At 48.8% G+C, this 24292-nt stretch carries 26 protein-coding genes and 1 riboswitch; of the genes, 21 read left to right on the top strand and 5 right to left on the bottom strand.

What is annotated here, in order from left to right; genetic code table 11:
• Positions 1 to 22: 22 nt before the first annotated feature.
• The gene (locus CAGA_RS10560) at positions 23 to 988 is read right to left on the bottom strand and encodes a DMT family transporter (RefSeq protein WP_135660628.1); all 966 of its coding nucleotides are present in this window, start codon (positions 986 to 988) and stop codon (positions 23 to 25) included.
• A gap of 191 nt (positions 989 to 1179) precedes the next feature.
• Between CAGA_RS10560 and CAGA_RS10555 the strand changes: the two genes are divergently transcribed.
• The 4 genes from CAGA_RS10555 (at position 1180) to CAGA_RS10540 (ending at position 7224) form a co-directional block, all read left to right on the top strand.
• Positions 1180 to 3726, top strand: coding sequence for a heavy metal translocating P-type ATPase (locus CAGA_RS10555; RefSeq protein WP_135660627.1), 2547 nt, complete (start codon positions 1180 to 1182; stop codon positions 3724 to 3726).
• A 24-nt stretch (positions 3727 to 3750) separates the two neighbouring features.
• Positions 3751 to 4023: a metal-sensing transcriptional repressor gene (locus tag CAGA_RS10550; protein ID WP_135660626.1), complete on the top strand. Its 273-nt coding sequence runs from the start codon at positions 3751 to 3753 to the stop codon at positions 4021 to 4023.
• Between the two features lie 236 nt (positions 4024 to 4259).
• Entirely contained in the window at positions 4260 to 6146 is a 1887-nt protein-coding gene (phnD, locus tag CAGA_RS10545) for a phosphate/phosphite/phosphonate ABC transporter substrate-binding protein (protein ID WP_135660625.1), read from the top strand.
• 136 nt (positions 6147 to 6282) lie between these two features.
• Positions 6283 to 7224 carry a CAP domain-containing protein gene (locus CAGA_RS10540; RefSeq protein ID WP_135660623.1) on the top strand — a complete coding sequence of 314 codons (942 nt, stop codon included), beginning with the start codon at positions 6283 to 6285 and terminating at the stop codon, positions 7222 to 7224.
• Positions 7225 to 7274: 50 nt separating this feature from the next.
• Here CAGA_RS10540 and CAGA_RS10535 read toward each other — a convergent pair whose 3' ends face one another.
• Positions 7275 to 7655 carry a phage holin family protein gene (locus tag CAGA_RS10535; protein ID WP_135660621.1) on the bottom strand — a complete coding sequence of 127 codons (381 nt, stop codon included), beginning with the start codon at positions 7653 to 7655 and terminating at the stop codon, positions 7275 to 7277.
• Between the two features lie 190 nt (positions 7656 to 7845).
• Here CAGA_RS10535 and ytaF point away from each other — a divergent pair, with 190 nt between their 5' ends.
• Positions 7846 to 8457 (top strand): sporulation membrane protein YtaF, encoded by a 612-nt coding sequence (ytaF, locus tag CAGA_RS10530; RefSeq protein WP_167875222.1) that lies wholly within the window; start codon positions 7846 to 7848, stop codon positions 8455 to 8457.
• Here the strand turns inward: ytaF and CAGA_RS10525 are convergent.
• From CAGA_RS10525 to CAGA_RS10515, 3 genes are all read right to left on the bottom strand, one after another.
• On the bottom strand, positions 8454 to 9119 hold the full coding sequence (locus CAGA_RS10525) for an undecaprenyl diphosphate synthase family protein (RefSeq protein ID WP_135660617.1): 666 nt from the start codon (positions 9117 to 9119) through the stop codon (positions 8454 to 8456). The two genes, ytaF and CAGA_RS10525, sit on opposite strands and share 4 nt — an antisense overlap.
• A gap of 479 nt (positions 9120 to 9598) precedes the next feature.
• Complete coding sequence (locus tag CAGA_RS10520) at positions 9599 to 9820, bottom strand: hypothetical protein (protein WP_135660615.1); 222 nt, start codon at positions 9818 to 9820, stop codon at positions 9599 to 9601.
• A 72-nt stretch (positions 9821 to 9892) separates the two neighbouring features.
• Positions 9893 to 10951 (bottom strand): sporulation protein, encoded by a 1059-nt coding sequence (locus CAGA_RS10515; RefSeq protein ID WP_135660613.1) that lies wholly within the window; start codon positions 10949 to 10951, stop codon positions 9893 to 9895.
• A gap of 128 nt (positions 10952 to 11079) precedes the next feature.
• Here CAGA_RS10515 and CAGA_RS10510 point away from each other — a divergent pair, with 128 nt between their 5' ends.
• The 16 genes from CAGA_RS10510 to trmD all read left to right on the top strand — a co-directional run bounded on the left by CAGA_RS10510 (position 11080) and on the right by trmD (position 24201).
• Positions 11080 to 11337 (top strand): YabP/YqfC family sporulation protein, encoded by a 258-nt coding sequence (locus CAGA_RS10510; RefSeq protein WP_135660611.1) that lies wholly within the window; start codon positions 11080 to 11082, stop codon positions 11335 to 11337.
• Positions 11338 to 11346: 9 nt separating this feature from the next.
• Positions 11347 to 12528, top strand: coding sequence for a sporulation protein YqfD (gene yqfD, locus CAGA_RS10505; RefSeq protein WP_135660609.1), 1182 nt, complete (start codon positions 11347 to 11349; stop codon positions 12526 to 12528).
• A gap of 106 nt (positions 12529 to 12634) precedes the next feature.
• A complete protein-coding gene (locus CAGA_RS10500; RefSeq protein WP_135660607.1) occupies positions 12635 to 13594 on the top strand; it encodes a PhoH family protein in 960 nt (319 codons plus the stop codon).
• A gap of 6 nt (positions 13595 to 13600) precedes the next feature.
• Positions 13601 to 14110 carry an rRNA maturation RNase YbeY gene (gene ybeY, locus CAGA_RS10495; protein ID WP_135660604.1) on the top strand — a complete coding sequence of 170 codons (510 nt, stop codon included), beginning with the start codon at positions 13601 to 13603 and terminating at the stop codon, positions 14108 to 14110.
• A gap of 3 nt (positions 14111 to 14113) precedes the next feature.
• The gene (locus tag CAGA_RS10490) at positions 14114 to 14596 is read left to right on the top strand and encodes a diacylglycerol kinase family protein (RefSeq protein WP_135660602.1); all 483 of its coding nucleotides are present in this window, start codon (positions 14114 to 14116) and stop codon (positions 14594 to 14596) included.
• 10 nt (positions 14597 to 14606) lie between these two features.
• Positions 14607 to 15530 (top strand): GTPase Era, encoded by a 924-nt coding sequence (gene era, locus CAGA_RS10485; protein WP_135660600.1) that lies wholly within the window; start codon positions 14607 to 14609, stop codon positions 15528 to 15530.
• A gap of 236 nt (positions 15531 to 15766) precedes the next feature.
• Positions 15767 to 16522 (top strand): DNA repair protein RecO, encoded by a 756-nt coding sequence (recO, locus tag CAGA_RS10480; RefSeq protein ID WP_135660598.1) that lies wholly within the window; start codon positions 15767 to 15769, stop codon positions 16520 to 16522.
• A 136-nt stretch (positions 16523 to 16658) separates the two neighbouring features.
• The gene (locus CAGA_RS10475; RefSeq protein WP_135660670.1) at positions 16659 to 19028 is read left to right on the top strand and encodes an endonuclease MutS2; all 2370 of its coding nucleotides are present in this window, start codon (positions 16659 to 16661) and stop codon (positions 19026 to 19028) included.
• Between the two features lie 56 nt (positions 19029 to 19084).
• Positions 19085 to 19738, top strand: a complete 654-nt coding sequence (locus CAGA_RS10470) for a hypothetical protein (protein WP_135660596.1) — start codon at positions 19085 to 19087, stop codon at positions 19736 to 19738.
• Between the two features lie 101 nt (positions 19739 to 19839).
• The gene (gene ylxM / locus CAGA_RS10465; RefSeq protein WP_135660594.1) at positions 19840 to 20202 is read left to right on the top strand and encodes a YlxM family DNA-binding protein; all 363 of its coding nucleotides are present in this window, start codon (positions 19840 to 19842) and stop codon (positions 20200 to 20202) included.
• A gap of 15 nt (positions 20203 to 20217) precedes the next feature.
• Positions 20218 to 21543 carry a signal recognition particle protein gene (ffh, locus tag CAGA_RS10460; protein WP_135660592.1) on the top strand — a complete coding sequence of 442 codons (1326 nt, stop codon included), beginning with the start codon at positions 20218 to 20220 and terminating at the stop codon, positions 21541 to 21543.
• 65 nt (positions 21544 to 21608) lie between these two features.
• Positions 21609 to 21851 carry a 30S ribosomal protein S16 gene (gene rpsP / locus CAGA_RS10455; RefSeq protein ID WP_135660590.1) on the top strand — a complete coding sequence of 81 codons (243 nt, stop codon included), beginning with the start codon at positions 21609 to 21611 and terminating at the stop codon, positions 21849 to 21851.
• A gap of 16 nt (positions 21852 to 21867) precedes the next feature.
• Positions 21868 to 22101: a KH domain-containing protein gene (locus tag CAGA_RS10450; RefSeq protein WP_135660588.1), complete on the top strand. Its 234-nt coding sequence runs from the start codon at positions 21868 to 21870 to the stop codon at positions 22099 to 22101.
• Between the two features lie 70 nt (positions 22102 to 22171).
• Positions 22172 to 22268, top strand: a riboswitch (THF riboswitch).
• A gap of 60 nt (positions 22269 to 22328) precedes the next feature.
• Complete coding sequence (locus CAGA_RS10445; RefSeq protein WP_135660585.1) at positions 22329 to 22886, top strand: folate family ECF transporter S component; 558 nt, start codon at positions 22329 to 22331, stop codon at positions 22884 to 22886.
• Positions 22887 to 22928: 42 nt separating this feature from the next.
• Entirely contained in the window at positions 22929 to 23444 is a 516-nt protein-coding gene (rimM, locus tag CAGA_RS10440; protein ID WP_135660583.1) for a ribosome maturation factor RimM, read from the top strand.
• Positions 23434 to 24201 carry a tRNA (guanosine(37)-N1)-methyltransferase TrmD gene (gene trmD / locus CAGA_RS10435; RefSeq protein ID WP_135660581.1) on the top strand — a complete coding sequence of 256 codons (768 nt, stop codon included), beginning with the start codon at positions 23434 to 23436 and terminating at the stop codon, positions 24199 to 24201. The genes rimM and trmD overlap by 11 nt, the downstream gene beginning before the upstream one ends.
• The last annotated feature ends 91 nt before the right edge of the window (positions 24202 to 24292 follow it).

The raw sequence follows: 24292 nt of genomic DNA, 5'->3' as shown, positions 1-24292 counted from the left end.
CCTTAAATGCACTTTTGATTTCTTAAATATCTTCCGAAAGGCTTTTGCGCTCTTCGCTTGCCTTTTTAAGACGGATGCCGGGTATGAACGAAAGAAAGGAACCAATAATAATCAGAAGAATGCCGATGGACATTTGCATTGAGATGGGTTCTTTCAGCACAATAAAAGCAAAGATCGGCGCAAGCACAGGTTTAATATAGAAAACAAGGGAAGCGGTTGCGGCTGAGGTTTCCTCCATTGCGCGGAAGTAAAAGGTGTATCCCAGACCGGTGACAAATATACCGACGTAGATCAGCCCCGGGAGCAAAGACGGTTGGATTCCGGCAAGGATCGGCACGTTTGCGAACATGGGGAATCCCACGCCGGCAAACCAATCTGCTGCGGCGGAAATGTGCGTAACCGCAATAAAAATAAGCATTTCGGCGCATCCGAACAGAAAGCTGAAACAGGTCAGCGTAATGCCTCCGTAACGGTCGCTCCTTGTCCGGCCGATTACATTATATAGAGCGAAAGTGATTGCCGCGCCGATGGAAAAAACAATCCCCGCCGCATTGCCGGATAGGTGGGCGGGATTAATAATGACAAGCATACCCGCGACGCTGATCACAATCGAAAGGATTGTATGGCGGTATATTTTTTCCGCTAAAACCAGATAAGCAAACAGGATAACAAAAACCGAGTTGCAGCTGAACAGGACAGCAACTACGGAGGCTTTGGAAAATACAATCCCGAGCTGATATAAAATCATACTGACAACGACGCAGATGAATCCGGTTAATGAGAAGAATTTCCAGTCGCTAAAGCGGAAAGAAATCTGCTTTTTCCGGATTTCACGCACCGCCAGCGGCAGCAGCACCAGCGCGCCGATCAAGAACCTTAAAAAAGTTAGCTGAATGGGGTTGTAACTACCGGCGGAAATTTTCAAGGCGATTTCCATTGAGCTGAAAAAGAAAGTTGCGAGAATGATGTAAAGATAGCCTTTCTTCAAAAAATAGACCTCCTAACGTAATAGCCAATATATAAGTTTAGCACAAAACAGGATTTATGCAACGCGGCGGGCGTTTGAAAACGCACGAAGATGGGGAGCTTTTTTAAAAAAATTTAGGTAAAATCCAGTTGACAAAAGGGATATCCGAGCTTATACTGACTATACACCCCACCGGGGTGGGAGGTGTTTTGATGAATCAAAAATTTCAAGTTACAGGGATGACCTGTTCCGCCTGCTCGGCGAATGTGGAAAAGAGCGTCAGCAAGCTGGAAGGCGTGCAAAAGGTTAATGTAAATCTGCTGACAAACAGCATGACTGTTGATTATGACCCCGCGCTGACCGGGGACAGCGCCATTATAAAAGCAGTAGAAAAAGCGGGCTACGGCGTGTCGGTTTTTCACCGGGGGGAAGTGCAGGCCCAAAAAGATACGCGCAGCAATTTCGTCGAAGAACAGTACCGATCCATGAAATTCCGGTTGCTTGTTTCCTTCGCATTCCTGATTCCGCTTCTGTATCTTTCCATGGGGCATATGCTGGGCTTTCCCCTGCCGGATTTGGTGCATGGGACCGAGAATGCCTTTGCCTTCGCGTTTACCCAGTTCCTGCTCACCCTTCCGATTGTGTATGTCAACCGGAAATATTATCAGGTTGGATTTAAAACCTTGTTTCACGGAGCGCCCAATATGGACTCGCTGATCGCCGTCGGTTCGTCGGCTGCTCTGCTGTACGGTGTGTTTGCCCTTTATGCAATCGGCTACGGGCTTGGGCACCATAAGATGGAACTGGTAATGCAGTACAGCATGGATTTGTACTTTGAGTCGGCCGCAACCATTCTGACATTGATCACGCTTGGCAAATATCTGGAAGCGCGGTCAAAGGGAAAAACATCCGAGGCGATTGCAAAGCTGATGAACCTGGCTCCGAAAACGGCGACCGTCCTGCGCGGGGAAACCGAAGCGGAGGTGCCGGTCGAAGAGGTTGTAGTGGGGGATATCGTGCTTGTCCGGCCGGGACAGAGTATTCCGGTGGACGGCACAGTCATGGAAGGAAACTCGGCGGTTGACCAGTCCGCGCTTACGGGCGAAAGCATTCCGGTAGAAAAACAAGCGGGCGACAAGGTGGTTGCCGCAACTATGAATAAGTCCGGCTTCTTAAAATTCAGGGCGGAAAAAGTAGGAAACGACACCACGCTGGCGCAGATTATTGCGCTTGTGGAGGACGCAAGTGCCTCCAAAGCGCCGATTGCCAAGCTTGCGGATAAAATCAGCGGCGTTTTTGTTCCGGTGGTCATTGCGATTGCCGTGCTGTCCGCAGCCGTATGGCTTTTTGTAGGACAATCCTTTCCCTTCGCCCTGTCCATAGGAATTTCCGTGCTGGTTATTTCCTGTCCGTGCGCGCTGGGGCTGGCCACGCCGGTGGCGATTATGGTAGGAACCGGTCAGGGGGCGTCGAACGGTATCCTTATTAAATCCGCCGAGGCGCTGGAAACCGCCCATATGGTAAAAACGATTGTCCTCGACAAGACGGGAACCATAACGGAGGGCAGGCCGGTTGTAACGGATATTGTCGCTTCCAAAGGTGTGACGGAGCAGGAATTGCTTACAGCGGCGGCATCCATTGAAAAGCTTTCGGAGCATCCCCTGGCAGAGGCAATCGTAGAGAAAGCAGAGGAAATGGGAATCCACCCTCAACCCGTACAGAATTTTAACGCCTTGTCCGGGCTGGGAATCACGGCGGAAATCAACGGAGAACCGTACTTCGCCGGGAATTTGGCCTATATGAACCGCATGGAAGTGGATGTGTCGTCTCTTGGGGAACAGGGGGATGTGTTCGCGGAAAGCGGGAAGACACCTCTGTATTTTGCAAAGAGCAAAAAGCCGATGGGCATCATCGCCGTGGCCGACGTGGTAAAACCCACTAGTGAACAAGCAATCCGGCAATTAAAATCCATGGGACTGGATGTTGTCATGCTCACGGGCGATAATCAAAAAACAGCCGAATCCATCCGGAAACAGCTTGCGATCGACCGGGTTGTGGCTGAGGTGCTCCCGCAGGATAAGGAAAGCGAAATCCGTAAAATCCAGCAGTCCGGCCGGAAGGTTGCCATGGTGGGGGACGGCATCAACGACGCGCCGGCTCTAGCAAGGGCGGATGTCGGCATCGCCATTGGCGCGGGAACGGATATTGCAATGGAATCGGCGGATATTGTGCTTATGAAAAACGATTTGCAGGATGCGGTAACCGCCATTCAGCTTAGCAAAGCGGTTATCCGGAATATCAAGGAAAACCTGTTTTGGGCGTTCTTTTACAACAGCATAGGCATTCCGCTTGCGGCCGGCGCGTTTTATTCCCTGTTCGGCTGGAAGCTGAACCCGATGTTTGCCGCGGCTGCAATGAGCCTGAGCTCGGTCTGTGTGGTGACAAACGCACTCCGGCTGAAGTTTTTCCGGCCTGACTGGGGCGTGCGGAAGCAACAATTATTATCAGAAACGGAAGGAGATTCAATGATGAAAAAAGTAATTCAAATCAACGGCATGAGCTGTGAGCACTGTAAGGCTAGGGTGGAAAAAGCCCTGAACGCCATCGAGGGGGTCGAGGCGAAGGTGGATCTGAAGCAAAAAAAAGCCACAGTAACGCTGAAAGCGGATGTCTCCGACGAGGTTCTGAAAAATGCGGTAAGCGAAGCCGGCTACGAGGCGGTTTCTATTCAAGAGAAAAAGGGATTGTTCGGGAAATAATGAAAGAAAAGGCGGAGGGCAAAAATGAAAGCGGATAAAGCGAAAATAACCCGCTTGTTGAAAACGGCCAGAGGCCAGCTGGACGGGCTTCTGAAAATGGTGGAGGACGATCGCTACTGTATTGATATATCCAACCAGTTGATGGCAACGCAGGCGATTTTGCGCAAAACAAACCTTGAAATTATGCATGCGCATCTGGATTCCTGTGTGCGGGAAGCCCTTGAAAAGGGGGATTCCACCGACTCAAATGAAAAATTGAATGAAATTATGAACATATTAGATAAAATTCTAAAGTAGCAAATAAATTCAGAAAAAGCTTCCATTTCTTTGGAAGCTTTTTTACTAATCTGTTTAAATATTCAGTATATTTCACCAAAATTTAAAAAAATATTCATAAGGTAATTTTAATTGACAAAATTTTACACCTGAAATATAATACATATAAGTTTGTCGTTGTGAAATTTAAACATGGAATAAACGTAAAAGAGTAAAATTTTAATCAGTTTTGAACTGAATTTCAAGGCGGTAGGGAAATGAATACGACTTTCAAAAAACCTTTGCTGATTTCCTTAGCGGGAATTGTTCTCCTGCAGGGAATAGCGTTGCTATTCCATTTTAACGGTGTGGCGGGGTTCCTTTTCTCTGTTATCGGCAGCGCTCTTATTCTTTTCGGCGCCAACGCTATCTTTGGCGAAACGGGCGAAGTTTCCTATTCTACGGCGCAGAACCCGCAAAACGAAAGTGATTTAGGCGAGGAACTGTTTCGTGTGGCGGAGACGATGGGGTTTGATTCCCAGCAGCTCATTTGGCTTTCAAAGGATAATATGAAAACGTTTGAGAAACTTACGGAGATTTCTTATGATATTGAAAGGCTGAGTGAGCAGAATGCCGCCAGTACCGAAGAAATCAATGCAAGCATCAATGAATTGGCTGGCATATGCAACGCGCTAAATTCCGGTATCGTGAAAATCAAGGAGCATTCCGAAACCTCGGTGGAAATGCTGGATAAAAACGAACAAACCCTGCGCGGGATCGGCGACTTTATTCTCGACCTTACCTCCAGGGTGAAAGTGGCTTCCGACAGCAATCTTGAGCTTCAGGAATCCTCCAATAAAATTAATGAAATTGTGGATTATATCCGCAAAATTTCCAGCCAGACAAATTTGCTTGCCCTGAACGCCGCGATTGAAGCGGCCAGAGCCGGGCAGGCGGGGCGCGGGTTTTCGGTGGTTGCCGGCGAAATCAGAAGGCTTGCGGTTCAGACGGACGAAGCGATTTCTGTTATTGAAGGCGTTGTTAAAAACATTATCGAAAAAATCGATACGTCCAATACGGCGATGTCCGATATCCGGGATAAGATGAAGAATGTGGATAATATCGTCAATGAGTCGACGGAAATTATTCAAGGCATCAATTCAATTTTAAAAGATGTTCAAAGTTCGCTTGTTGCCATTACGGAAGAGTCCATCATGCAGAAAAACACGGCCAGCGAGATTGAAAGCGCCGTCAGTACTGTTGCGAACGCCGTACAGGAAACGCACGATGTTTCCTACAAAGCGATACAGATGGTGGATGTACAGCAAAAGAAAAACCAGACGGTTCTTGATTTCTGCAACAAAATCGGGGAAACGTCGGAATCGCTGCAGCTTAACGCTTTGCATTTTAAAAAGGCAAACGAAATCATCTTTGGAGTCAATCCTTTTGTTGAGCCAGAGCGCATAAAAAAGACTTATGTGCCTATTTTGGAGCGGGTCTGTTCCAGCATCGGGCTGAAATGCCGCACGCTGATTGTACGAAGCTACGACGCGCTGAGTGAAAGTGTTGGAAAAGGGATTATTGATATCGGCTGGTTTTCTCCTTTTGCGTATGTAAATGCACACCAAAAATTCGGTGCGAATGTTCTGGTAACGCCGAAGGTCAATGGCCGCTGTTCCTATAACGGCTTCATCATCGCGCGCAAGGACGGCAGGGTGCGCTCCATCAACGACCTCCCGGGAAAAACTTTCGCTTATGTCGATGAAAAAAGCGCTTCCGGTTATTTGTATGCTAGGGATATGATCAAGCAAAACCATATGAATCCTGATACGATCTTCGAAAAGGTTGTCTTTTTGGGGAATCATAATAATGTTCTAAACGCGGTTCTTTCCGGGGAAGTGGATGCCGGAGCGACCTATGACGAGGTTTATGACCAGGCCCGCGCAGACGGTTTGTTTACGGATGAGATCTGTATTATCGCCCGCACCGAAGAGATTCCGAAGGACGCGCTTGCCGCAAGAAAGGATTTCCCGCAGGAGCTTGCGGATATGCTGAGCAACGCTTTTGTGGAATTCAATGATTACAGCGGCATTGATACGACTGTGCAGGGCTTTATTAAAAATACGGATCAGGCGTATGATATTATTCGGAAATTGAATTCCTAACCAGAATATGGATTAGTTTACATAATTTTCAGTATTGTCTTCTTAACCCGATGGTGTTACTATTGGTAATAAGAAAAGTTACAAATATGTAACCTTTCAATCGGGGACCCCAGAAGAAAAGAAAAGGAGATAATACATGAAAACGAAAATACTTGCTTTAATAGCTTGTGTGTTTGTGTCCGGTACAGTAGGCGCGATTATTAATAACAACGCATCGGCCATACCAACCAATGGTAACACGGTAACAAGTACCGTTGCGAAGAATTCTCCTGCAGTAGCGGCAATCACACAAAACAGCAGCAACTGTATTTCCACGAAACAGAACGCCAGTACTTCAAACACCTGCCGACAGGCGGCGGGCGAAACAGCAGATACAGCTTGCCGAACGGCTTCTGACTGTGCGGGGAATACTGTATGCAGCAGCGGAAGTTGTGTGACTGCAAACTGCAAGACAGGGAATACCTGCGGCAGCACTTGCAGCTTGGGAAATTATACAAATAGCGCAAGCAGCAATTGCACGAAAAACGCAAACGGGAACGGTATATGTGTTATTGGCAACAAGAAAATAACGGTTAGTGAAATCCTGTCGAAATTCAATTGCACGTCGGGCTCCGGCTCCTTGTCAAAACCGAATTCTTCAAGCTCCAAACCTGCTTCCCAGAGTGATTCTTCAAACACAGCCTCAACCGGAAGCTATTCCTCTTTCCAGAATCAGGTCGTTCAGCTTGTCAATCAGGAAAGAGCAAAAGCCGGTTTAAAAGCGCTTACGGTAAATTCTCAGCTTACTAAAACAGCAACCCTGAAGTCTGAAGATATGGCGAAGTTAAACTATTTTGACCATACTTCCCCGACTTATGGTTCACCGTTTGATATGATGAAGCAGTTTGGCATCAGCTACCGTACTGCTGGTGAAAATATTGCAATGGGCCAGACTTCTCCCCAGCAGGTTATGCAGGGCTGGATGAACTCCTCGGGCCATAGAGCCAATATTCTGAATTCCTCCTTTACGCAGATCGGCGTAGGCATTGCAAAAAATGCAAAAGGACAGTATATCTGGACACAGCAATTTATCGGGTAAGTAAAAAATCAGGGGGCTGCCATTTGGCAGCCCCCTTTTTTAACCCCGTTTTACATTACCCTGACCGGGAACAGGGCGTCCAGAACACCAATTACCAAGGCACCGAGTATTGCGCCGATAATGGAAACACTCATACCGGGCACCAAAAATTGTGTGACGTATATAATGACCGCGGAAATGAAGAATCCGGCTAATCCTTTGCCGAATGGCGAAGCATCAATGCCCATGATTCTTTCCACAAGATAATCGAGTAGGCTGATCACTACCGCAGCCAGTAAGAACGACCACAATCCCTGGATGGTAAATCCGGGGGTTAAGAAGGATACAACCATAAGGATAATTGCTACAATGACAAACCTTCCTATCCACCGTAAAAGTTCTGAACCTCCGCTTGATGGTTTGGTTTCTGTACGCGTTTCATGTGTCGTCATTCGCTTCTCCTCCTAAATATAAAGTCTGCGAACAGATATAGCTTTGCCAGAATCGCGAGCACTATCCTTCTGAACCGCTAGTATATTTTGTTATAGGAAAATGGAAAAGAATATATTGAATCGAGGCCTTGCACAAAAATTCGCCTGCTGCATTATTATAGAAATAAAAGCGCTTGGCGGGTGAATGCATGTGAATTTTCTTTCTGCGTTTCTATTTGCTCTTTCTGCAAATCTAGACAATTTTGCCGTTGCAATCACATTTGGCATGCGTAAGATTAAAATTGGATTTTTTATTAATTTTTTCATTGCCGCCATTATTGGCGCCGGTACTTTTTTTTCTATGTCGATTGGGAAAACGGTATCCGGATATCTTCCTGCAGGCGCATCCAATCGAATTGGCAGTATTTTATTGATCGGAATTGGGATCTGGTTCTTAAAGGATTTTTTTAAAAAGCCGCAGAAGAAGGAACCGGAAGAACAAGGACAAAAAATCGATCTGAACCGTATGCTGAAAGAGCCTGAAAAAGCGGATATGGACTGTTCGGGCACGATTGATGCGAAGGAATCCGCCGTTCTCGCTCTGGCACTAACGATTAATAATTTCGGAATGGGCGTAGGCGCAAGCTTTGCAGGCCTTGAAATTTATACCACAACCCTCTGCACTTTTATCGTAAGTATGCTGTTTATTACCCTGGGATACCATGTGGGAGAACGCTGCATCCCAAAATTTCTGTCCCGTTACGTTTCGCTTCTGTCTGGCGCGATTGTCATTCTTCTTGGCATTTATGGAATGCTGTTTTAGCCGCCGAGCGTGACGTCCTGTTCCTGATACCATTCCAATGCTCTGTAGAACTGTTCCGGTTTAAAATCGGGCCAAAGCTCATCCAAAACGTAAATATCCGCGTAGATCGACTGGATCGGCAGGAAACCGCTTAAACGCCGCCGACCGCCCCAGCGGATAATCAGGTCGATTCTTGAAATATCGGCGGATGCGATCGTATTTGCCAGATTTCCGTTAAATTTTGCATCCGTATTTTTCAGCGAACAGCTAAGATCCCAGTTCCAGCCGTAATTTACGAGAAAATTGATTTTCATAAGCCCGCGGCCGAATTTGACCCGCTCGGAATAGGGAAGCAGTTCCGGAGGAAACAAAGGGGAATTCGTATTGCCGACGATCAGAAGGTCGGCGTCCTGATTTGCCAAATTCTGAACCGCGTCCACGCAGGCTTTCTGAAACGCCCGGGTCTGTACAGCTGGGCGTTTGGTATTGTCAATCGTAAAGCCATAAAATGTCATTTCCTGAATGCCCAGTTCCAGGCAAAGCCTGTAAAGCTCAAAACCGGGCTGGATGCCGAACCGGTATCCGTCCTGTTTTTCATATCCGTTTTTTACCGCCCATCTTCGATTTCCGTCGGGAATAATTCCAATATGCCGGGGCAGCCTTTTAAAGCGTTTTTCGTTCATTATTTTCTCCGATTCTGTTATTGTTATTTGAATAGTTTATGTTTTTCTTATGTTTTTATACCGCTCCGGAAGAAGAATCCTGTAGAAACAAAACTGCACCTGTGTTCCAATGGAACAACGGTGCGGTTTCAGTAAATCGTTCAGTTTTCCTGTTTCAGACTGACGGCGCTCAGCGCAACAACCGCCGCGCCGCATAATGCGGTAATGATTCCGAGCACAAACTCGGCAATGGACAAGCCTTTTCTCAATTTTATCACCTCTTTTTTAGTATAGCGTAAAGACGTGCATATGGCAATGAAGAATTATATATCCTTTGGAAACCCGAGTCGGTTAGACGGACGGCCCCGATTATGTTATAATTCAATACAACGAAAACCGGATGGAGAAACCCGATTTCCCGCAAAGGTTTTTCATCGATACGGGCTAAAAAAAACGCCGTGAAAATTTCGCGGTGGTTTTTTATACCATAGAGGTGCTGTTTATAGTTTAAAATCATCCGCGCGGTAGCGCTTTAAAGGCGGAAGATTATTCGGTGAGCGTTTCAGCGGGTCGTAGGAGAAACGGCTACAGCTTCCGTCCGGCTGAAGATACCTTCCAAGGGTGCAGACGTCCGCTCCGTCAAAGTCGGTACTGTTTGCGCAGTATTTGCAATTGATTTCAATATTATTGCCAAATAACTTTTCTTTTTTCTTCCCAAACATTTTCTGCTCTCCTAAAATTCAAAAATGTAATCTTCGGGTGTATAGAATTTCTTTGACAACCCTATTATAGCATTAGGTATCTTCAAATTCCAGTTTTTCACGAGGAAGGCAGATTATGAGTGCGATGCAAAGAAAAATTAATGCCGCAGAAGCGGGAACGGAGCCGGAAAGAGCCGGAGTAAGCGGTCTTGCGATATTGCTGAACGCTTCGGTATCAACCGGAAATGCCCGCATCAGCAGTACGGTGGTCAGCGCGGCGAGCAGCCCGTGCAGCACGCGGTAAAAAACAAATCGGGCAAGAGGAACCTTGACGTTGGTAAAAAAGGAGAGAATCTGGAAATGGACGCTGACCCCGCCCCAGCCGATGGCAAGCGAAAACGCCCACAGCGGAACCCCAAGCTTTGTAAGGTCGGAGCATCCGCCCGTTACCTCCATGAATGCCGATAGTGCCGCCGAGGCAGCCGGGTGCGTTACCCAGATTCGGAACAGATTTAAAAAAGCGGCGAATAAGATGACAAAGCAGCACATCCCGACCATTGCGTGAGCGGCGTCCGCCGCCGAAAGCACAAGCGCGTCTGCCATCCCGGTTTTCCGCTGCTTTCCGGTTCCGCGTGGCACCGTTTCATTTTTTGCCGGGATGCTGCACAGGATGCTTAGGAAAAAGGAGGCAATCAGCTGCGAAGCAAAAAGAATCCCGCCTGCGCGGGCATTCCTTAAAAAACCGGCGCCTACCGCGCTGATTACAAAGGCGGGCCCGGCGTTTACACAGAAGCACAGCATGCGCGCCGCCTGCTTTTCCGTTAAGGAGCCGCGTTCATACAGGGAGGCGATCCCGCGCGCGCCGGTGGGGTACCCGCCGACCGCGCTCATAAGAATGGTCGCGGCGGCGCTTCCCGGAAGCTTTAGGACCGTGCGGCAGGGGCCTTCAAATATTTTTCCAATTTTATCGGAAAGTCCGGATTTTACAATGAATACGGATAATACCATGAATGGGTACAGGGATGGAACCAGGATTTGCAGGCAGTAGCAGATTCCGTTTTTTGCGCCGGTCGCCGCTTCCGCTGGGAAAATGAGCAGCGCACACGCGGCGAGAAATGTAAGAATGAGCAGAAGGTTCTGTCTGATTTTCATATATCTACCACCGTTTCTACCATTATTCCCTGCTTATCTGAGCACTACAAAATTATATATATGCCGCCGCGCGGATATTTACGCCACCGTTCGCATAGGCTTTATGTGACAAAACGTTGAGGGCGGCGATGAGATTGGTTAAAAAAGTGAATATCCAAAAGCTGACGGCGCCGCTGAAAATGCCGTCCCATATGGAAATCAACGGGAATCAGGAAGTAATTGTAGACGGCTGCAGCGGCGTGCTTGAGTATGATACCGATGTAGTTCGGATTAAAACGGGCAAGCTGATTGTCCGCTTTTCCGGCCGTGGCCTTGTGATTAAATGCCTTACCGCAGACTCTTTGGTGGTGACGGGCTTTTTAACCGGGATTGAGTTTATTGTGTGAGGTGGAGGGATGATTTCTTTACGTCTGACGCGCTGGCTTCTGGGCTACGTGCACTTCAAAGCGCCCGGCGGCAGTTCCGAACGTTTTCTGAATTACTGCGCCCGTTCCGGAATCAATTTATGGAATATTAAGGGCGGCAGGGAATGCGAAGCCTGCGTGGCCGTTCAAAACTACCGCGACCTTCGCTCCTGCGCGCGAAAGGCGAACGCGAAGCTAAAGGTGCTGGATAAACACGGCTTTCCGTTCGCGACAAAGGGAATCCGGAAGCGCAAAGGGATTCTTTACGGTGCGGTTCTGTTTTTCCTTGTGCTGTATCTGCTTTCCATTCGTGTCTGGAGTATCGAAATTGTTGGGAATGAAACCATCCCAACCCAGCAGATCCAATTGGAGCTCACCCAGCAGGGGATAACCACCGGCACTTTGAAGTCAAGGGTGCGTCCGTTGGAGCTGCAGCAAAAGCTAATGCTGAAATTTCCGAAAATCAGCTGGATGTCGGTGAACACAAGAGGCTGCTGCGCCGAAATCCATCTTCAGGAAAAGATCGATCGGCCGCCCATAATCGAAAAGGAAAAGCAGAATTTCTGCAATATAAAAGCCTCCCGGACGGGACAGATCGTTTCCATGGAGGTTTATACAGGTACTCCGCAGGTGAAGGAAGGCGACGCCGTCGTCGAAGGGCAGCTTCTGATCAGCGGTGTGGTGGAAAATAATGCGGGCGAGGTCTCCCTTAAGCATGCGGGAGGGAAGGTGATTGCGGAAACATCACACAATTTTACTACAGAAGTCGATTTAAAACAGATGGTTAAAAAGCCGACGGGAAAGACGGTAACCAGGCGCAGCTTCTGCCTGTTTGGTGCCCGCATACCGCTGACTTTTGTTGGGAAACCGGACGCGAGCTATCAGGCGGAAGGGGTACATACCGATATAAAGCTTATGAACTCGGTTCTGCCGATTAGCATCTACGAAGAAACGTGGACGCAGGAGGAGATGCAAGCGGTTACGCTTACAAAGGAGCAAGCGGTGGCGCAGGCGCAGAAAATGATACAGGAGAAGATAAAGGGGGAACTGAAAGATGCAAAAATCATTACCTCCAGTACGACGGAAAGGATAACCGGAACAAGACTGAATTATGATTTGTTTATAAAATGTGAAGAAAATATTGCCCAAGAATCAGAAATATTAATAGAATAGAAACAATTTTTAACATTTATTGTGGTGACGAAATTGAATTGTTGTGTTATAATAAAAACAATTTATCGAGTGACATTTGCCGCCGATACTTCTTTAAGGTGATTGGATGTTTGAACAAAGGATTAATATAGACCGTATGGAGCAAGCGGTTGCCCTTTTCGGCAACTTTGACGAAAATATCAAGCTGATTGAGAAAGAGTACCATGTCAGCATCGTTGGAAGGGACAGCGAAATAAAAGTTTCTGGGGAACCGGAAGAGGTGGCTTTGGCGGTTCGCACCATCGACAGCCTTTTAACGCTGATCAACCGCGGAGAAGCATTGAGCGAGCAAAATGTACGCTACTGTATTTCGTTAGTAAACGAAGGCAGTGAGTCAAAAATTGAAATGCTTGCAGGCGACTGCATTTGCATAACATCGAAAGGGAAGCCGGTCAAGGCGAAAACGCTGGGGCAGAAAAAATACTGCAACGCGATTAAGAAAAATACGATTACGATTGGGATTGGCCCCGCAGGAACCGGCAAGACTTACCTTGCCGTGGCGCTCGCGGTAACGGCGTTCCGTGCGCAGGAAGTGAACCGTATCATCCTGACGCGCCCGGCGGTAGAAGCCGGGGAAAAACTGGGGTTTCTGCCGGGGGATCTCCAGCAGAAGGTAGACCCCTATCTGCGCCCCCTGTATGACGCGCTGTTCGATATGCTTGGAGCAGAAACGTATCAGCGGTATGTCGAGAGGGGTAACATTGAGGTGGCCCCGCTGGCATATATGCGCGGAAGGACGCTGGACGACAGCTTTATTATCCTGGATGAAGCGCAGAATACCACGCCGGAGCAGATGAAGATGTTTCTTACCCGGCTGGGGTTTAATTCGAAGATGGTCATAACGGGCGATGTAACGCAGATTGATCTGCCCGACGGCCGCAGATCCGGTTTAAAAGATGTTATTAAAATTTTACGGGATGTGGACGATATAGCACAAGTAAGGTTTAATGAAAAAGATGTTGTGCGCCATAAGCTGGTGCAGGACATAATTAAAGCATATGAAAAAAACGAGGAGGCCGGGCGTTAATTAATTATGGAAAAGATTAGAGTAATTATTGAAAACAAGCAAAAAGAAGTAAAGATTCCAACGGGCTTACGCATGCTGGTTCGCAGGTGCTGCAACGCCGTACTTAGGCTGGAAAAATTTGATTCGCCTGCAGAAATCAGCGTAACCTTTGTAAACAACCAACAGATTCAGGAGCTGAATAAACAGTACCGGAATAAGGATGTTCCAACGGATGTTCTTTCTTTCCCAATGGGGGAAAACGGTGTTTACGATATTAATCATTCCACCGGCGCAAAGATTCTGGGCGATATCGTTATTTCCATGGAAAAGGCCGTGGAACAGGCGGAGCGTTATGGGCACAGCCTTGAGCGCGAGGTAGGGTACCTTTCTGTACATTCCATGTTGCACCTTCTTGGTTACGACCATGTGAACGGTGGCATTCAAAGAGTCCATATGCGCGAAAAAGAAGAATTGGTCATGACGCAGCTTGGCCTTCCGGGAACAAGCAGTTATGTACTGGACGAGGATGAGGAATAAGGTTTGCGACTTTTTAAAAGCTTTAAATATGCTTTTCGAGGGATCGTTTACTGTGTTAACAATGAACGGAATATGCGAATACATACAGTAGCAGCGCTGTATGTATTCGTGTTTTCGCTTTTTTTCGAAATGTCGCGGACAAGCTATGCGGCGATATTCTTGGCCGTTGCCATGGTGATGGCGGCGGAACTGTTCAACACGGTGGCGGAGGAGCTTTGCGATATGAGTGCTGCCAGCTTTAACCCAGTTGTCCGTATCGTAAAGGATATGGCGGCAGGGGCGGTTCTGGTTTGTGCTGTTTTTGCCGTTGCCGTTGGAATATGCGTATTCTGGCAGCCGGCGGCCTTTTTGCAGATCTTCCAGTTTTTCACCTCAAAGCCGCTGATGCTTCTTGCGCTTGCCGTGTCCCTCGTAATTAGCATTGTCTTTATCATATCGGGTCCGACTGGAATCCGTGACCGTATCCGCAGAAAACGTGAAGAATAAGGAGAAGCACATGGTAGAGCAAACAGGGCAGAAATCGGCCTTTATCGCGATTGTAGGCCGTCCGAACGTAGGAAAATCCTCCCTTTTGAACGCGATGCTCGGGCAAAAGGTTGCGATTGTTTCCAATAAGCCGCAGACAACGCGCACGCGCATTATGGGCGTGCTGACGCAAGGGGAATATCAGCTTGTTTTTATTGACACGCCCGGCCTTTTAAAGCCGCACAACCGGCTCGGCGAGTATATGGCGCGTTCCGTAAGCGAGTCTGTTGCTGGTGTGGATGCATGCCTTTTGGTTGTGGAAGCGGGGAGAAAAACGTCCCCTGCGGATTTGACGCTGATTGAAAAATTCAAGGCGCTCCAAATGCCGGCGGTTCTTGCAATCAATAAAATCGACCTGCTGGCGCAGAAAACCGAACTGATGTCCCAGATTTCCGAGCTTTCCGCTCTCTATGAGTTTGAAGCGGTCGTACCGGTTTCCGCGATTGACGGCAACGGCATAAAGGATTTAACGGCGGAGCTGGAGAAACTTGCCATGCCCGGCGGCCATTTCTTTGAGGAAGACACGCTGACCGATCAGCCGGAACGCGTTCTGGCCGGGGAAATTATACGGGAAAAAATTCTTCGTTTGTGCAGCAAAGAGGTTCCCCACGGTGTTGCTGTTGTGGTGGAGCGGATGCATGAGCGTGGCGACAAAAGCGGCATAACCGATATCGATGCGACCATCTATTGCGAAAAAGACAGCCATAAAGGGATTATCATCGGACACGGAGGCGCGATGCTCAAGAAGGTTGGTACCCTTGCGCGCTCGGATATGGAACGCTTTTTTGACTGCAAAATCAATCTGAAATTATGGGTCAAGGTAAAAGAAGACTGGCGCAACCGCGCGGAGGTTTTGCGCAGCTTCGGCTTTGACAGCAACAGCTTTGACCAATAGCAAAAGCATATTTTTAGAGTGAAATTTGTCATTTTATGGGTATAAAACATTTATTTACCGCTCATATAAGAGGATTTAAGGCAAATACTTTGATTAGCACAATGAAAAAGGAGCGGGAAAAATGGATGAAAATACTGCATGGAATTGTTTTCAACATACGGGAAATATTAGCGATTATTTAATTTACAGCCAATGTAAGCACAATCATGAGGAAATGCAGATGCGGGAGGACTTGGATGCGAATCGAAACCAAGGGCCTGGTGATTCTGGAGAAATGCGTGGGTGAGAATGACCGCCTTGTAACCGTTTTGACGGATCGGGAAGGCGTTCTGCGCGCATTTGCCCAGCAGGCGAAAAAATTAAAAAGCAGTAAGCTTTCCGCTACGCAGCTTTTCAGCTATTCCTGCCTTTCCATTTTTAAAGGGCGGGATAAATACATAATCGATGACGCTCAGCCCATCGAAGTCTTTTTTGACTTGAGGAAAGACATTGAGCGCCTGTCCCTTGCCCAGTATTTCTGCGAGTTGGCGGGTGCGCTGGCTCCACAGGAAGCGGAGGCGGGGGATTTTTTGCGTTTAATGCTGAATTCCCTGCATTTTTTAAGTAAGGGAACACGGCCGAACGCGCTGATAAAGGCGATTGTGGAAATGCGGATGCTCTCGTTGGCGGGCTATATGCCGAATCTGGTCTGTTGTGCAGGCTGTTCGTGCTATGAAGCGGATCAAATGTTTTTTCTTCCGCGCAGCGGGCTGATTTACTGCGGGGACTGCTATCGGCCTTCCTCCGAGCAGGCGGTCGTTCTGGGCCGCGGCGCGCTGACTGGGATGCGCCACATTATTTATTCTGAGTTTGAAAAGCTTTTTTCTTTCACCCTTTCGCCAAAGGGATTAAAGGAGCTTGCAAAAGCTAGCGAATATTTTACGCTGTGTACGCTGGAACGTGGTTTTCAAACGCTTGATTTTTACCGCCAGATGAAAACGGGGCAAGAGTAACAGGAGCACAATGGAGCCGTTTTACCGGAGCTTTGCTCCCTATGCTTTTGATTCCGTCTGTTTTTTTATAAATAAAATTATTTATTAATAAAATCGAAGGAAGAACATAGAAATAAAAGAGGTACCTATGGAAGACATGCAAAAACATTACCGGTCACTTGAGCTCGATAAGATACTCAAAATGTTGGCGGGGGAAACCGCCTGCGACGATGCCGCGGAGCTCGCCTTGCAACTTTCGCCGTCCCACTCCTTAAGCGAGGTTCAGCGGCTTTTACAGGAAACGGATGAAGCCCATACCCTGATGGCCCGATTTGGCGCGCCGTCCTTCGGCGGGCTGAAAAATGTCAGCAATTCCCTGCGCAGGGCGGAAGCAGGAGGCACCCTTACGATGGCGGAGCTTTTGCGTATCGCCGGGGTTCTTCGTACGCTGCGCGGGATTGTAGATTGGCGCGCGAAAAGCGCAGGGCAGAAAACCTGCCTTGATTGGCGCTTTGATTCCCTGATGCCCAATAAATATCTCGAAGACCGTATTTTTGGCGCGATTCTTTCCGAAGAGGAGATGGCGGACAGCGCGTCCCCACAACTTGCCTCCATCCGCCGCAAAATCCGTTCCGCTTCGTCCCGTGTAAGGGAACAACTGGATCAGATGATTCATTCCACCGCCTATCAGAAATACTTGCAGGACCCGATCGTAACGTTGCGTGGAGGACGTTTTGTCGTTCCGGTCAAGGCGGAATTCCGCGGGGAAATCGCCGGGTTGGTGCACGATACCTCCGCGAGCGGCGCAACCGTATTTGTGGAGCCGATGAGCGTGGTGGAAGCCAATAACCAGGTGAAAGTCTTACAGTCGGAGGAACAGGCGGAAATCGAGCGGATTCTCGCGGAGCTTTCGGCTGAAACAGGGAATTTCGCAAGCGGCATTATCAGCGGATATCAGGCGGCGGTAGAGCTGAACCTTATTTTTGCAAAAGCGAACCTCGGTTATAAAATGAAAGCAACGTTGCCCCTTGTAAACGATAAAGGGGAAATCCTGTTAAAAAAAGCGCGCCACCCCCTGATTGACCCGAACCGCGTGGTGCCGACCGATATTGAGCTGGGAATCGGCTTTGACACCCTCGTCATCACCGGACCGAACACCGGTGGGAAAACCGTATCGCTGAAAACCGTCGGCCTTCTAACGCTGATGGCTATGTGCGGCCTGCTGCTACCCGTAGCCGAAAACAGCCGCATCTCCGTTTTTCAGAAGGTGCTGGCGGATATCGGCGACGAACAGAGCATAGAGCAGTCCCTGTCCACGTTTTCCGCGCATATGACGAATATCATTAAAGTTATCGCACAGGCGGACGAAACCAGTTTGATCCTTCTGGATGAGCTGGGGGCGGGAACCGACCCTGTCGAGGGTGCGGCGCTCGCCATGTCGATTCTGGAGGTATTGCGCAGGAAGGGTGCGCGGATTGCTGCAACCACGCATTACGCCGAATTGAAGGCCTACGCGCTGCAAACGGTGGGCGTGGAAAACGCATGCTGTGAATTTGACGTAAACACACTTCGCCCGACCTACCGCCTGCTTATCGGCGTGCCGGGGCGTTCCAACGCGTTTGCAATTTCCCAGCGCCTTGGAATGGATGAGGAAATCGTGGAGCGTGCAAAGGAACTGGTGTCCAGCGAAAACGTCCTTTTCGAAGACGTGGTGCAAAGTCTGGAAACCAGCCGCCAGAAATTGGAGGCCGAGCGCGCGCAAACCGAGAAGGTTCGCTTGGAGGCCGAGCGCGCACGGCAGGAAGCGGAGAAAATCCGCGACAGCATTCAGAAAAAAGCGGATCAGGAGCTGGAAAAGGCACACCGCCAGGCTTCCGAGCTTGTTTCTCGCACACGCGGCCAGATTGACGCATTGTTGAACGAAATGGAAGAGCTGAAAAAACAGCGCGATAAAGCGCTCAGCGCCGAACAAAAAGCAAGGCTGAAGTCCGGATTGCGCAGCCTTGAGGAAACCGCCGACCCGGTTCACAGCCGCGAGGAACAGGGCGCTTATGTCCTCCCGCGTCCGCTGAAGGTGGGCGATTCGGTTTTGATATACGATATTGACAAACAGGGAACCGTGCTGCAGCTTCCGGAAGGAAACGGGCAGAATGTGCTGGTGCAGGCCGGGATTATCCAAACCCGCGTTCCGCTTTCCAATCTTCGCCTGATCGAGAAAAAGAAAATCGCCAATAAACCGCGCAGAACGGTTACACGCAGCATGACAAGCCGGGCGGAGGCAAAGGTCACAACCGAGTGTGACCTGCGTGGGCAGACCGTCGAAGAAGCCCTTATGAACGTCGATCGGTTCATCGATTCCGCGCTGCTCAGCGGGATCGAACAGCTTACCATCATTCACGGCAAAGGAACGGGCACCCTGCGCGCCGCAGTACAGCAGCATCTCAAGCGCCATCCGAACGTGCGCGCTTTCCGCCTCGGTACATTCGGCGAAGGCGAAGCGGGCGTAACCGTTGTGGAGCTGAAGTAAGCAAGCGGGTGAGTAAGCGGCCTTGGGCGGGAATAATATTTGCGGGAGGGACTTCTATGAAGACAGCCCGAAAGCGCAGTAAAATACCGATTATCATGCTTTCCGTTTTTGTATTCCTGCTGTCCGCAGTTGGAATCGCATATGCCCTTGCGCGAAGCGACCCAAATCCGCCACTTGCCGCGGCGGAGCATACAGACGGCATTGCCGTCAGAATGATGAAGGCCGCCGTTACGGGAGAGCCTGCGCTCCTAACGGAGGAGGAAGCCAGTTTGCTCTTGTCCCGTAGCCTCACACGGGACGAAAGGATTCAGGGCGTGCGGCTTTCCATCAATGATGATCAGACGGTAAACGTCTATGTTCCCGTGCTTTACAAGCAAATGCGCCTCGGCATCAGCACCGTCGTAGCGCCCGGCTGGGACAGCGCTTCAAAACAGATAACCGCCACCGTGCAATCCGTCCGGATCGGGCGGCTGTCGGTGCCGCGCGGCTGGTTTTTGTCCCGGGTAAAAAGGGAAGTTCCGGATCGTTTTCAAGTGCAGGGCAATACCGTCTTGGTGCAATCCCCCCTGCCGAGCGGGCTTTCCCTGTCAAACGGCAATATTCTGTATCTCAGCGGCTTGTCCGTATCGGATGATGGTTTCCTTGTAAATATTACAGCGGATATGAATACCCTAAGAAATTATCTTGAGAAATTTTTAAAGCGATCGTAGGTAAAAAGGTGCGGTGCTTTTCCTCTTGACAAGCACTACGCTTTATTGTATAATGCATACCTGTAAAGCAATTAACTTTACAGGCGAATGGAGGGCGAGCTGTGACAAAAAATTTGGAAATATCGTTGCTGCTCGATTTTTACGGTGATATGCTGACGGAAAAGCAGCGCGAAGTAATTGAATGCTATTATAACGAGGATTTGTCACTCTCCGAAATTGCGGACAACCAGGGGATTACCCGTCAAGGCGTCCGCGACTCCATAAAGCGCGCGGAATTCCAGCTTCTCGACATGGAGGAGCGTTTGGGCCTTGCCCGCCGCTTCCGTGAAGTGCGTATAGGGTTGGAACAGATTCATGCAGCCGCGCAGCGCATAAAAGAGTTTAACCAACATTCCATCTATTCCAATGAACTCGAAAGGGATGCAAATCTCATATTGGAAGTTACCAAAAAGCTTTGCGAATAGGAAGGAGGGGCTCCATTGGCATTTGAAGGACTTGCCGAAAAATTGTCAGCCGCGTTTAAGCGCCTGAAATCAAAAGGAAAACTGAACGAAGCCGACGTAAAGGAGGCAATGCGCGAAGTACGCCTTGCTTTGCTGGAGGCCGACGTTAACTATAAGGTAGCAAAAGATTTTACAAACAGAGTTAGTGAGCGCGCCGTCGGCGCCGAAGTTATGGAAAGCCTGACGCCGGCGCAGATGGTGATTAAGATTGTCAACGAGGAACTGACCGCTCTGATGGGTGGGAGTGACGCGAAGATTGCCAGCCCTTCTTCTCCGCCGACCATCCTCATGCTCTGCGGCCTGCAGGGCTCCGGTAAAACCACCCATGCGGGTAAGCTTGCGGTAATGCTGAAAAAGAAGGGGCACCGCCCCCTCCTTGTCGCGTGCGATATTTACCGCCCCGCGGCGATCAAACAGCTGCAGGTTGTCGGCGAAAAAGCGGGCGTTCCCGTTTTTGAAATGGGAACCGAAAAGCCGGTGGAAATCTGTAAAGCCGCCATTCGCCACGCAAAGGATTACGGAAACGATATGGTGTTGATTGATACCGCCGGTCGTTTGCAAATCGACGAAGTATTGATGAACGAATTAAAAGATATCAAGAGTACGATTTCCCCGCATGAAATCCTACTGGTGGTGGACTCCATGACAGGGCAGGAAGCGGTCAATGTTGCGAAAACTTTTGATGATATGCTTGATATCACCGGCGTTATCTTGACGAAGCTGGACGGCGACACCCGCGGCGGCGCGGCGCTTTCCGTACGCGCTGTAACAGGGAAGCCGATTAAATTTATCGGTACCGGCGAAAAATTGCAGGATCTTGAGGTGTTCCACCCCGACCGCATGGCTTCGCGAATCCTTGGCATGGGCGATGTCCTGTCCTTGATTGAGGACGCGCAGAGCAAGCTGGATCAGAAGGCTGCGGAGAAAACGGCCCAGAAGCTGATGCAGAACAAGTTCGACTTCAACGATCTGCTGGATCAGCTTATGCAGGTAAAAAAGATGGGGCCGCTAAAAAATGTGCTTTCCAAGCTGCCGGGAATGGAAAAGCAGTTGAAGGATGTGGATATTGACGACCGGGAAATGGACCGTATCGCCGCCATTATCCTTTCCATGACGCCGGAGGAGCGTAGCAAGCCCTCAATTATCAATCCTTCCCGGAAAAGGCGCGTGGCCGCCGGAAGCGGTATGAAGGTGGAGGACGTTAACCGGCTTTTAAAGCAGCTTGAGCAGATGCAGAAGCTGATGAAGCAGCTAAAAGGCCGCGGCAGACGCCGGTTCCCCGGAATAGGTATGCCGTTTTAAGCTGAATTCATCCAAGAAGGAATTTTTGGTGAAGATATTTTATCAATTCATGGAGGTGAAACATTATGTCCGTTAAGATCAGATTACGCAGAATGGGTGCAAAAAAAGCTCCTTTCTATCGCATAGTTGTTGCAGATTCCCGTTTCCCGCGCGATGGTCGTTTTATCGAGGAAATCGGTTACTACAATCCGTTGGAGCAACCTGCTGTTGTAAAGGTTGACGCCGAAAAGGCCAAGAAATGGATTGCAAACGGTGCGCAACCAACAGATACCGTAAAAGCTCTTTTAAAGAGCAACGGTGTACTGTAATCGCGGAGGGTTAATCATGAAAGAACTGCTGGTTACAATCGCACAGGGGCTTGTCGAAGATCCGTCTGCCGTTAGTGTGGACGTTGACGAACCCAAAGAGGATGGTACCGTTGTTTATCACCTCCATGTTGCTGAAGACGACATGGGTAGGGTGATCGGAAAGCAGGGGCGCATTGCCAAGGCGATCCGCACGGTTATGCGCGCTGCCGCGACCCGTAACAACGGTAAGGTATCCGTTGAGATTGACTAAGTATGAAACAGGGCTGCAACCGCTTTTTTGTTGCGGCCCCGCTTTGTAGGAATTAAAACCCTAAAATTATGGCAGAGTAGAATTTTGAGCGTTAAGTGCCGCCTGAACGGGGAGTTGTCAGGTGGACGAAAAGGAAACTTGCGGTTCAAAATTCGCATCCCGCTGCTGCATACTTTGAGGGAAAGCCTCTTTTATGTAGCAGAAAAAAACATGAAGGAGGCTTTTTAATGTATACTTTTTTTCAGTCTGTAAAACAATCCGCTGAAGAATTGAAAAATGCGTCAACCATTGCCGTCTGCGGCTTGCTGATTGCTTTAAATGTGGTGCTTGGCCTTTTTTCCATTGTTATATCCAATGTGCTGCAGATTCGCTTTTCGTTTCTTGCAATTGCGGTATCGGGCGCTCTTTATGGTCCTTTGGTGGGCGGTATTGTTGGCGCCGTGAGCGATCTGGTGAATTTTGTTGTCCGCCCGACGGGACCGTTTATCCCGGGTTTCACCCTGGATGCGTTTTTAACCGGATTTATCTATGCGCTGGTTCTTTATAAAAAGAAGATAACCGTAAAGCAGGTTTTTGCAGCGAATACGGTTGTAATGCTTGTGATTAATATTTTCCTTTCTACCATTTGGCTTTCGCTTGCGTACGGGAAGGCTTTTTATGCCATTGTTTCCGCACGAATTATAAAAAATCTGATTATGCTTCCGATTAATACCGGTATGCTATATGTCGTGATTCGCTTTATTGAAAAAGTTCCAAGCTTTCGTTTTGGAAAGCAGAGGAGATAACGGCGGAAGGCATAAACAGGCAATAGAATTGTGGAGGTCATTATGCTGCATCAGTTTTTAGAAGCGGGAAAGGTCGTGGGCACCCATGGCCTTCACGGCGAACTCCGGGTCGATCCGTGGTGCGATTCCGCCGCGTTTTTGACGGGGTTTAAAAGGCTGTATTGGGATAAGGGCGCAAAAGAAGGGCTTGTTGAATCTTCACGCGTTCATAAAAATCAGCTTTTGCTGAAGCTGAAAGGGATCGATACCGTTGAACAGGGCGATACGCTGCGCGGAAAGGTGCTTTATATCCGCCGTGAGGACGCGAAGCTGGATGAGGGTTCTTATTTTATGCAGGATCTGATCGGCATGGATGTGTACGATGCCGATACCTTTATTTACTACGGTACGCTGACCGATATTCTTCAAACCGGTGCAAACGACGTTTATCAGATTACTTCGGTAGATAAGAAGAATTATTTGATTCCTGCTATACCGGATGTAATCATTCATGTTAATTTAGAAGGCGGTAAAATGCAAATCCGGCCGCTTAAGGGGATTTTTGACGATGCGGATTGACTTTCTAACTCTTTTTCCCGATATGTGCGAAGCGGTAATGTCCGAAAGCATTATCGGACGTGCCCGTAAAAAAGGCGCAATCGAAGTGCATTGCCACCAAATCCGTGATTTCGCATATGATAAGCATAAACGGGTCGATGACGCCCCCTTCGGCGGCGGAAAGGGGATGCTCCTGATGGCGGAGCCGATCGCCCTCTGCATCGATAACCTGATTGAGGAACTGGGGGAAAAGCCGCATCTGGTGTATATGTCCCCGCAGGGGAAAACCCTGACGCAGCAGCGGGTAAGGGAATTGGCGGAATATCCGAACCTTGCTTTGCTTTGCGGGCATTATGAAGGAATAGACGAACGCATTATTGACCAGTATGTGGATGAAGAAATCTCGATTGGGGATTATGTTGTTACTGGCGGGGAGCTTCCTGCGCTCGTTCTGGCGGATGCGGTCTGCCGCATGATCGACGGGGTGCTTTCGGGTGCGGAATGTTATCAGGAAGAAAGCCATTTCCATTCGATTTTGGAGTACCCGCAGTATACCCGGCCGGCTGTTTGGAGAGGAATCAAGATACCGGAGGAGCTTGTTACCGGGCATCATGAAAACGTGCGCAAATGGCGCAGGCAGCAGTCGTTAATCCGTACCGCTTTAAAGCGCCCGGAATTACTGGAAGCGGCGGATTTGACAGAAGAAGACTATAAGTTTTTATCTGATTTTCAGGAAAAATTGAAAAATATGGGAGATAAAAAAGCTGAAATCGAATAAAATGGAAGATCGTCATAGCAAAGGGGCCAAAAGTTTTCAACAATAACAGCATATTGCACAAAGCAAGACCAAACATAAACGTTCCGATTCG

Source organism: Caproiciproducens galactitolivorans (assembly GCF_004768785.1).
Classification (GTDB): Bacteria; Bacillota; Clostridia; order Oscillospirales; family Acutalibacteraceae; genus Caproiciproducens; species Caproiciproducens galactitolivorans.
The sequence above is the reverse complement of the archived record's forward strand: the minus strand, read 5'-3'. Positions and strand labels throughout refer to the sequence as shown.

Excerpts from the sequence above, each read along its gene's own strand:
- CAGA_RS10510 (WP_135660611.1), top strand. The coding sequence starts at position 11,080 with ATGAGATTGGTTAAAAAAGTGAATATCCAAAAGCTGACGGCGCCGCTG.
- CAGA_RS10470 (WP_135660596.1), top strand. The coding sequence starts at position 19,085 with ATGAAGACAGCCCGAAAGCGCAGTAAAATACCGATTATCATGCTTTCC.
- CAGA_RS10520 (WP_135660615.1), bottom strand. The coding sequence starts at position 9,820 with ATGTTTGGGAAGAAAAAAGAAAAGTTATTTGGCAATAATATTGAAATC.
- trmD (WP_135660581.1), top strand. The coding sequence starts at position 23,434 with ATGCGGATTGACTTTCTAACTCTTTTTCCCGATATGTGCGAAGCGGTA.
- CAGA_RS10475 (WP_135660670.1), top strand. The coding sequence starts at position 16,659 with ATGCAAAAACATTACCGGTCACTTGAGCTCGATAAGATACTCAAAATG.
- rpsP (WP_135660590.1), top strand. The coding sequence starts at position 21,609 with ATGTCCGTTAAGATCAGATTACGCAGAATGGGTGCAAAAAAAGCTCCT.
- ybeY (WP_135660604.1), top strand. The coding sequence starts at position 13,601 with ATGGAAAAGATTAGAGTAATTATTGAAAACAAGCAAAAAGAAGTAAAG.
- yqfD (WP_135660609.1), top strand. The coding sequence starts at position 11,347 with ATGATTTCTTTACGTCTGACGCGCTGGCTTCTGGGCTACGTGCACTTC.
- recO (WP_135660598.1), top strand. The coding sequence starts at position 15,767 with ATGCGAATCGAAACCAAGGGCCTGGTGATTCTGGAGAAATGCGTGGGT.
- phnD (WP_135660625.1), top strand. The coding sequence starts at position 4,260 with ATGAATACGACTTTCAAAAAACCTTTGCTGATTTCCTTAGCGGGAATT.
- CAGA_RS10450 (WP_135660588.1), top strand. The coding sequence starts at position 21,868 with ATGAAAGAACTGCTGGTTACAATCGCACAGGGGCTTGTCGAAGATCCG.
- CAGA_RS10525 (WP_135660617.1), bottom strand. The coding sequence starts at position 9,119 with ATGAACGAAAAACGCTTTAAAAGGCTGCCCCGGCATATTGGAATTATT.
- CAGA_RS10535 (WP_135660621.1), bottom strand. The coding sequence starts at position 7,655 with ATGACGACACATGAAACGCGTACAGAAACCAAACCATCAAGCGGAGGT.
- CAGA_RS10445 (WP_135660585.1), top strand. The coding sequence starts at position 22,329 with ATGTATACTTTTTTTCAGTCTGTAAAACAATCCGCTGAAGAATTGAAA.
- CAGA_RS10500 (WP_135660607.1), top strand. The coding sequence starts at position 12,635 with ATGTTTGAACAAAGGATTAATATAGACCGTATGGAGCAAGCGGTTGCC.
- rimM (WP_135660583.1), top strand. The coding sequence starts at position 22,929 with ATGCTGCATCAGTTTTTAGAAGCGGGAAAGGTCGTGGGCACCCATGGC.
- CAGA_RS10540 (WP_135660623.1), top strand. The coding sequence starts at position 6,283 with ATGAAAACGAAAATACTTGCTTTAATAGCTTGTGTGTTTGTGTCCGGT.
- CAGA_RS10550 (WP_135660626.1), top strand. The coding sequence starts at position 3,751 with ATGAAAGCGGATAAAGCGAAAATAACCCGCTTGTTGAAAACGGCCAGA.
- CAGA_RS10555 (WP_135660627.1), top strand. The coding sequence starts at position 1,180 with ATGAATCAAAAATTTCAAGTTACAGGGATGACCTGTTCCGCCTGCTCG.
- CAGA_RS10515 (WP_135660613.1), bottom strand. The coding sequence starts at position 10,951 with ATGAAAATCAGACAGAACCTTCTGCTCATTCTTACATTTCTCGCCGCG.
- era (WP_135660600.1), top strand. The coding sequence starts at position 14,607 with ATGGTAGAGCAAACAGGGCAGAAATCGGCCTTTATCGCGATTGTAGGC.